This is a genomic window from Streptomyces sp. NPDC006997, assembly GCF_040635175.1.
Taxonomy (GTDB): Bacteria; Actinomycetota; Actinomycetes; order Streptomycetales; family Streptomycetaceae; genus Streptomyces.
The window spans coordinates 1-5,732 of sequence record NZ_JBEYHH010000082.1; the positions used below are offsets into that span (position 1 = coordinate 1).

The 5,732-nt window shown below is 70.8% G+C and carries 6 protein-coding genes and 2 pseudogenes; all 8 read right to left on the reverse strand.

What is annotated here, in order from left to right; translation table 11 throughout:
- Positions 1-239, reverse strand: a pseudogene (locus ABZ659_RS35595) (hypothetical protein); the annotation flags it as partial.
- Between the two features lie 31 nt (positions 240-270).
- Positions 271-735 carry a hypothetical protein gene (locus ABZ659_RS35600; RefSeq protein WP_360229085.1) on the reverse strand — a complete coding sequence of 155 codons (465 nt, stop codon included), beginning with the start codon at positions 733-735 and terminating at the stop codon, positions 271-273.
- A complete protein-coding gene (gene trpA / locus ABZ659_RS35605; protein ID WP_360229088.1) occupies positions 728-1,636 on the reverse strand; it encodes a tryptophan synthase subunit alpha in 909 nt (302 codons plus the stop codon). The genes ABZ659_RS35600 and trpA overlap by 8 nt, the downstream gene beginning before the upstream one ends.
- Positions 1,563-2,090: a hypothetical protein gene (locus ABZ659_RS35610; protein ID WP_360229091.1), complete on the reverse strand. Its 528-nt coding sequence runs from the start codon at positions 2,088-2,090 to the stop codon at positions 1,563-1,565. The genes trpA and ABZ659_RS35610 overlap by 74 nt, the downstream gene beginning before the upstream one ends.
- 61 nt (positions 2,091-2,151) lie before the next feature.
- Positions 2,152-2,754 carry a hypothetical protein gene (locus ABZ659_RS35615; protein ID WP_360229094.1) on the reverse strand — a complete coding sequence of 201 codons (603 nt, stop codon included), beginning with the start codon at positions 2,752-2,754 and terminating at the stop codon, positions 2,152-2,154.
- A gap of 450 nt (positions 2,755-3,204) precedes the next feature.
- Positions 3,205-3,840, reverse strand: coding sequence for a hypothetical protein (locus ABZ659_RS35620; RefSeq protein ID WP_360229097.1), 636 nt, complete (start codon positions 3,838-3,840; stop codon positions 3,205-3,207).
- On the reverse strand, positions 3,837-4,295 hold the full coding sequence (locus ABZ659_RS35625; protein WP_114873054.1) for an XF1762 family protein: 459 nt from the start codon (positions 4,293-4,295) through the stop codon (positions 3,837-3,839). The genes ABZ659_RS35620 and ABZ659_RS35625 overlap by 4 nt, the downstream gene beginning before the upstream one ends.
- A pseudogene (locus ABZ659_RS35630) lies at positions 4,292-5,635 on the reverse strand (TraM recognition domain-containing protein); the annotation flags it as partial. The gene ABZ659_RS35625 and the pseudogene ABZ659_RS35630, both read right to left, overlap by 4 nt.
- Between the last annotated feature and the right edge of the window lie 97 nt (positions 5,636-5,732).

Below are 5,732 nucleotides of genomic sequence, written 5' to 3' on the forward strand. Positions count from 1 at the left end.
AGGGCGTCGTCGCGGATATTTCCGGCCGACACGCGCAGTACGGGTATCCCGGCGGGGGCGGCTATCTCTTCTTCCAGGCGGTCAAGGTGTGCATAGACCGCTGCGGGTTCCCATCCGGTGTCGGCGAAAATCGCGTAGTCGACCTTGGGGAGAATGCCCTCGGCTGTCAGTGCAAGGAGCGTGCTGGATTGAACTCCCGCGCCGAGGGAGAGTGCGCGGAATCGGGGCTGATCTGAAATGGTCTGTCCTGAGTGTAGGAAAGGGGGGCGCTCACATCGCGGCTGTCGCGTCACTGGCAGGGGGATTCCGGCCACTCGCGGGCGTCGCAGAGGGCGGGGATGCGGTCGAGGAGGTCGGCGCCGACTCGATGAACTGCTGCGGTGTCGGCCCGATCAGGACGACCCGCCGTGATGTGGCGGCGGCCTGGCGGCGCTGGTTCTCCACGGCGCGGTCAAGAGCAGCCGTCAGTTCGGCAGCGGCGTCCTGGGCGGCCTTGGCGATCTGCGCGACACGGTGAAGAAGCAGCAGGTCCGTAGGGGAGGGTCGCGACTTCTGGCGGCTGCGGGTGAGAAACAGCCGCAAAGCGATGCTGGCGAGGTCCTGGGCGTCAGTGATACGCGCGGCCAGTGCGGATGCGCCCCGTTCGGCGGGCAGGGCACGCAGGGCCTGGTGCAGACAGGACGCGTCGGAGGCGATGCGGGACAGGACCGGGACCGGGTTGGTGGAGTCAGGCACGGGTCTCCGTGGTGGCGTACGGGTACAGGGCTTGGGCGAACGCGGTGGTGAGCACCGGGGCCTGCTCGGGGGAGGCCATCAGGGCGCGGACGACGGGGGTGCCGATGACGACGGCGTCCACCAGTGGCGCCACGCGTTCCGCGAGGGCCGGGGTGGAGATCCCCACGCCCGACACGACGGGCAGGGGGCTCGCGGCACGAAGGCGTGTCGTGAAGTCGGCGAGCGCGGGCACGTCGAGCGGGCCGCGGTAGCCGGTGGGGCCGGTGCTGGCGGGTGCGTAGAGCCATCCCGACGCACCGGCGGCCACGGTGGCGAGACCGGTGTCGGCGAGGTGGCGCGGGACGAGGCGTGGGGTGGAGAGGTTCGCGTCCTTCGCTGCGGCCTGCCAGCGCTCTGCCTGGTCGTCGGGCAGGTCGACAACCATCGCCCCGGCGGCGCCCGCGTCAGCGAGCAGTCGGGCCAGGTGTTCGGGGCCGTGCCGGTGGACTGGATCCCAGTAGGTCATGACGACGGTCGGCCGAAGGCCAGCGGCGTGCTCGACCGCGCGCAGGGCGCGGGCGAGGACGTTTCCGCGGCTCAGAGCGCGGCGGTAGGCGGCTTGGATGACGGGCCCGTCGAGGCCGGCGTCATGGTGGGCGAGGCCGATCTCGAACAGATCGGCGCCAGCTCGAGCGATCTCGTCGAGCTGACGGCGCTCGGCGCGGGCCGGATGCAGTCCGGCGGGAACGAACACGCCGAGCGCGCACCGGGGTTGGGCAAGGAGGGCGTGGAGGGAGTCGGTGGCGGCCAGGAGATGCCTTTTTCGGAGGGCGGGCTGTCGCGGCAGGTCAGCGGTGGCGTGGTGCCAGCGTGGGCGGGGAGGCCACGGGGGTGGTGGCACTGCCGTGGGCGGCCTGGGCACGGGGCGTGGTGGGATGGTGGCTGAAGGCGGGGGCCACGCGGTCGAGGGCCTGGGCGATCTGCCGGGCCTGGTCGTGAGCAGTAGCGAGCTGCTCGGCGACATCGGTGGGGAAGCGGTCCCACTGGGCTCGGTACTGGTATCGCTGGATGATCTCGGCGGCGTTGCGCAGCTGCTCGGCGACCTGCCGCAGGACGGCGGTCTTCTGTTCCGGGGCGGTCGCGGTGTGCGTGGCTTGCAGAAGCGAGTCCAGCGCGGTGGGCAGCGACTCGTCGAGCGTGGGAAGGCCGTAGAGGGCGGCGCGCAGTGCCTGGGCGTAGACCGTCACGGGTCCGCCCCGACCGCGGCTGCGGTACTCGACGGGGGCTTGCCGACGGGCGCCGAAGCTGACGGTCACGTCCCGGGGAGCGGCACCGGGGTGAAGCTGGTCGGCGAGGGCACGGGCGAGATCATGCACGGTGGGGGTGTCGGAGGACGTGGAAGCTCCTCGGATGGCGGTGCCGGATGCGTTGGGGTGGTCAGCGGGCGCAGCGAGGGGCCGATGGTGTGGTTCGCGGACCGGTCGCGGGAGCTGAGCGGCGGCGGGTGCTGGCGGGGATGTCGGCTGGTGTGGGGATGCCCAGGTGGACACGCGCGCTGAGACCGTGGGTGTACGCGTGTGCCTCGGCAGCGGTGACGGCGCTGAGCAGTTGGCGCTCGCCCAGCCCGTCCCGAGTGCGGTAGGACGCGCCGTCTGCTGTGGGGACGAAGCCGTGTTGCTCCAGCAGCAACCGGGCGACGGTGGTCGAGGGAGTCACGGCAACCGTGCCGGCCCGGACCTGGAAGTGCAGCTCTGGGCCGCCTGCCGGCTGGTCGGGACTCCAGCGGGTGGTCCAGGAAAGGTCGACGAGGTCGTGAGTGTGGGCCAAGAGCCCGAACATCGCCACGCCGGCGCGCTCGTGTACGTCCTGCGCGATGCCTGGAGGCAGCAGGTAGAGCCTGCGGCCGTGGTGTTCACGAGGGAGGAAGCCGACGTCGGTGAGCAGCCGGTCGGCGTCGCGGACGGGGCGGTTGAGGATGACGAAGGTGTGGCCGTCGTCGGTGGACCCGATGAATACGTCGGGGATGTCCAGAAGTGACACGGTGGTCCAAGGGATTCGGAAGTGCAGGCCGGGAGGAATGGCAGTGCGCTCGCGGCAACGGACGGGTACGTGCAGCCGAGTCAGGGCGTCGTTGTGCCGGGTGAAGTAGCCGGCGAGGAGCAGGAGGTGCTCGGCCGGCCGCCATCGGGAGCTGCTGGTCCGCGGAGGCACTGCTCAGGAAGGCGAGCTGCTCAAGGCGGACCACTGCGTCCGACAGGTCGGGACTGCGGAAGAGGCGTCCGTCGGTGACCGCTTTGAGGGCGGTGCGGGTCGCAGAAGCGAGTCGCTGGGCGGAGGCGGCGTGGGCGTTGGGCTCGGATGGCGGATGGGCCCGCAGGAGACGATCGAGCATGTCGTTGTGCTGCACGTACTGGTCTGAGAGCAGCAGCAGGCGCTCAACCGGCGTCGGCGGGGCGGCCACGTCGAACAGGAAGCCCTCGGGCGGCGTCGTCATCCGCGGCGCCGGGCAGCGAGCACGGGCGGTGTGGAGGGCGCCTTCTGCGGGCTGGGCCTGCGGGTCTCGGCGATGAGTTGCCGGTCTTCAGCGCGCGCCGAGAATGAGGCGAGGCGTCGGGAGAGCCGTCGCGCCACGGCGCGATAGGTGGTGGCCGCTTGCTGCATCTCGACACCGGCACGGCGAAGCTGATCACGGCTGGTCGCCGGGGTGGGATCGGCGTCCTCGTACAGCAAAATCTCGGTGCGGTGATGAATGGCGAGGTTGCACAGGGTGGCGGCCAGGGAGATCTTGGAGCAGGCGCCGGCGAGGAGCGCCAGGTTGTCGGCCCCGTCCTTCATTGCGGGGTACTGGCTGACCGACAGGTCGTGCACCTGTCGCGTGCACTTCATCGCCAGCTCGTGCACCCGCAGGCTCAGGGGTGCGATCTCTCGGACGGGCTTGGCGATCTCGCTCTCCCGGATGCGTGCCGCCTCCACGGACAGCTCCTTCAGGGCGGGGGCCACCTCGCCGAGAAGGCGGGTGTGTTCGGTCAGGTCGACGGTGTGCAGGACAACTCCGGGAGGACGCGGGGCGGTACGGGGCAAGGTGAGATGGTCGGTCCGTTGCTGTGCAGAAACGAGCTCGGTCACAGGGCTTCCCACAGCAGGCGGGTGACGTGGTCGTTGCCGTGACCGGCTCGTGGGCGGGCCGGGGTGTGCCATCCGGCGCGGGGCGGCCGGCTGGCGATGACGCGCCACCCGGCGCCGCGCAGGGATGCGCCGCTCTCGCCGTCCTGCGTGTAGGTGATCAGCCGTCGGTAGCCGAGGGCCTTCGCCGCCCGCCACGCGGCACCGTAGAGCAGCGAGTTGGCGTTGCGGGCGCCGTCGCTGGCGGTCCGGGTGACTTCGAGGGTGGCGCCGTCGTCCAGGTGACGGGCCACCGGCCTGCCGACGATGGCCACGGCGCGCAGCGTGCCCCTCTCGTCGGCGGCGCCGACCGCGAAGATCTGTCCTGCGGGCGGCGGGTGGTGACGGTGCCAGGTGCGCACGAAGTCCTTCGCCTCACGGGAGCGGACCGGCACCAGGTGCAGCGGTATGTCGCTCACGCGGCCGTCCCGAAGTCGGACTGTGTCGGCGCGTGCTTCGCGACGGCGCGAGCCGTGATTGCCTTCGACGCGCGGGCGGACGCCGCGGACAGTTCCCCGGCTCCTGGCTCTCGGTACCAGGGCCGCAGGTCGAGCATGGCGGCGCGCATGCCAGTGGCGAAGCACAGGGCGGTGCCCTTGGGCAGGGCGCGGATCGCGTCGGCGGGCAGGATCCGTTCCTGCCGCATCGACACCGACGTGCTCTTGCCGGACTCCGAGTGCGAGGTCGATGTGGTCTCGACGTCGTGGTCGCCGATCAAGCGGGAGAGCTTGTCGGCGAAGTCGGGGTCGTCGATGCCGGAGCCGATGACCTTGACGGTCGAGGCGGACCACATGGCGTCCATGCCCGCGTCTCCCCAGACCTTCTGGCCCTGGCGGTAGGACTGCAGGATGGTGATCGGGATAATTCCGCGGCTGCCGAGGTGGGAATACAGGTCGGGCAGGTCGCTGATCTTGCATACGTTGGCGGCCTCGTCGAGGATCGCCAGCATGGGCGGGTCCAGGCGTCCGCCGGCGCGTTCGGCCTGGGCGGTGGCCGCGCGCATGACGGAGTCCGCGCACGCGGCGATCAGCGCCGAGGCCCCGCCTCCGCCGTCCTTGCTCAGCAGGAACAGCGTGTCGGTGGAGGTGACGAACTCCGACGGGCGGAACTCGGGAACGTCCTTCTGCGGGGTGACCCAGGCGGCGATCTCGTTGTTCAGCAGTGCGGCGGCGTACTGGCGGGCGGTCTCGTAGATGCCGTCCCTCGTTTCCGGGGGGCCCTCGACGGTGCCCTTGAGCTGTGCTGCGACGGCGGCGAAGTCGTGGTCGCGGAGGATGTCGAGCGGGCTGCGGTCGGCGGGGAAGGCGAGCCACTGCATGATGTCGGTGATGGGCCGCTCGTCGAGCGCTGCGGCCAGCAGCAGTTGGGACAGGACGTTGCTGCCGGCCTTGGACCAGAAGTCGCCCTGCTGGGAGGCGTCCACCGAGGCGGCGAGGAAGTGTCCGACGAGCCGGTTCGCCCCGTCCAGGGTTTTCGCGCTGGCGAGGGGGTTCCACCACATCTCGCGTGCGGCGTGCGCGATCTGCTGGGGGTCCATGGTCCACACCTGCCCGACGCGGGAGCGGGCCTCGTACGTGGCGGTGAAGGCGTCGCCCGCGGCCTTGTTCGAGGTCAGCAGGACGGGGCCGGGCGCGGCGAGCATGGAGGGGATGGCGAGCGAGGTGGTCTTGCCCGAGCGGGGCGCCATGATGGCGACGGCCACATCCTCATAGCCCATGCGCACCTCGTGCCGGGTGCTCTGCAGATTGCCCAGGAGGATGCTGAAGTTTCCCCGTGATCTCGGACACGTGATCGTTATGCCGCGAGGGCGTGTTGATGCCGCTGTCTGGTCTCGGCCGGGGTGAGGTAGCCGAAGA